Here is a 1,439-nt window from a genome sequence, read left to right as displayed (position 1 = left end):
AATCGCGGCCTTCGAAACCGATCTTGCCGATGCCGGGGAAATATTCTTTCGCGCCGATGTACACGGTGTTGCTCATGGGGTGTGAAGTCCTTGAGCAACCCCATGAGCAACACCGTGTACATCGGCGCGAAAGAATATTTCCCCGGCATCGGCAAGATCGGTTTCGAAGGCCGCGATTCGGACAACCCGCTCGCGTTCAAGGTCTACGACGCCAACAAGACCATCGGCGACAAGACCATGGCCGAGCATCTGCGCTTTGCCGTGGCCTACTGGCACAGCTTCTGCGGCAATGGCGCCGATCCGTTCGGCCCGGGCACGCGTGCGTATCCGTGGGATGTGGGCGATACCGCGTTGAACCGTGCCGAAGCCAAGGCCGATGCGGCGTTCGAGTTCGTCACCAAGCTCGGCGTGCCGTACTACTGCTTCCACGACATCGACCTGTCGCCGGATGCCGATGACATTGGCCAATACGAGAGCAACCTCAAGCACATGGTGGGCATCGCCAAGCAGCGCCAGGCCGACACCGGCATCAAGCTGCTGTGGGGCACGGCCAACCTGTTCTCGCACCCGCGCTACATGAATGGTGCCTCGACCAACCCGGACTTCAATGTCGTGGCGCGTGCGGCGGTGCAGGTCAAGGCCGCGATCGAGGCCACGGTGGAGCTGGGCGGCGAGAACTATGTGTTCTGGGGCGGGCGCGAAGGCTATGCCTGCCTGCACAACACGCAGATGAAGCGCGAGCAGGACAACATGGCGCGCTTCCTCACCCTGGCGCGCGACTACGGCCGCAGCATCGGCTTCAAGGGCAACTTCCTGATCGAGCCAAAGCCCATGGAGCCGATGAAGCACCAGTACGATTTTGATAGCGCGACCGTGATCGGTTTCCTGCGTCAGCATGGCCTGGATCAGGACTTCAAGCTCAACATCGAAGCCAACCACGCCACCTTGTCCGGCCATAGCTTCGAGCACGACCTGCAGGTGGCATCCGATGCCGGCCTGCTCGGCAGCATCGATGCCAACCGCGGCAACCCGCAGAACGGCTGGGACACCGACCAGTTCCCGACCGATCTGTACGACACCGTCGGCGCCATGCTGGTGGTGCTGCGGCAGGGCGGTCTGGCACCGGGCGGGCTGAACTTCGATGCCAAGGTGCGTCGCGAATCGTCCGACCCGCAGGACCTGTTCCTGGCCCACATCGGCGGCATGGACGCGTTCGCCCGCGGGCTGGAAGTGGCCAACGCGCTGTTGACCGCCTCGCCGCTGGAACAGTGGCGCGCCGAGCGTTACGCCAGCTTCGACAGCGGCGCGGGCGCGGACTTTGCCGCAGGCAAGACCACGCTGGCGGATCTGGCCAAGCATGCGGCCGGCAATGCGCCCCGGCAGATCAGCGGCCGCCAGGAAGCGTACGAAAACCTGATCAATCAGTATCTGACGCGTTG

The 1,439-nt window shown here is 63.5% G+C and carries 1 protein-coding gene; it reads left to right on the top strand.

Annotated features, from left to right (window positions below):
• Nucleotides 1–102 precede the first annotated feature (102 nt).
• Nucleotides 103–1,439 (top strand): xylose isomerase (xylA, locus tag J7367_RS21870; protein WP_057664302.1); only part of this gene is annotated, 1,337 nt, incomplete at its 3' end.

The sequence above is a fragment of the Xanthomonas sp. D-36-1 genome (assembly GCF_017746155.1).
Classification (GTDB): Bacteria; Pseudomonadota; Gammaproteobacteria; order Xanthomonadales; family Xanthomonadaceae; genus Xanthomonas; species Xanthomonas cissicola.
This window is presented reverse-complemented; position numbering and strand designations above follow the sequence as displayed.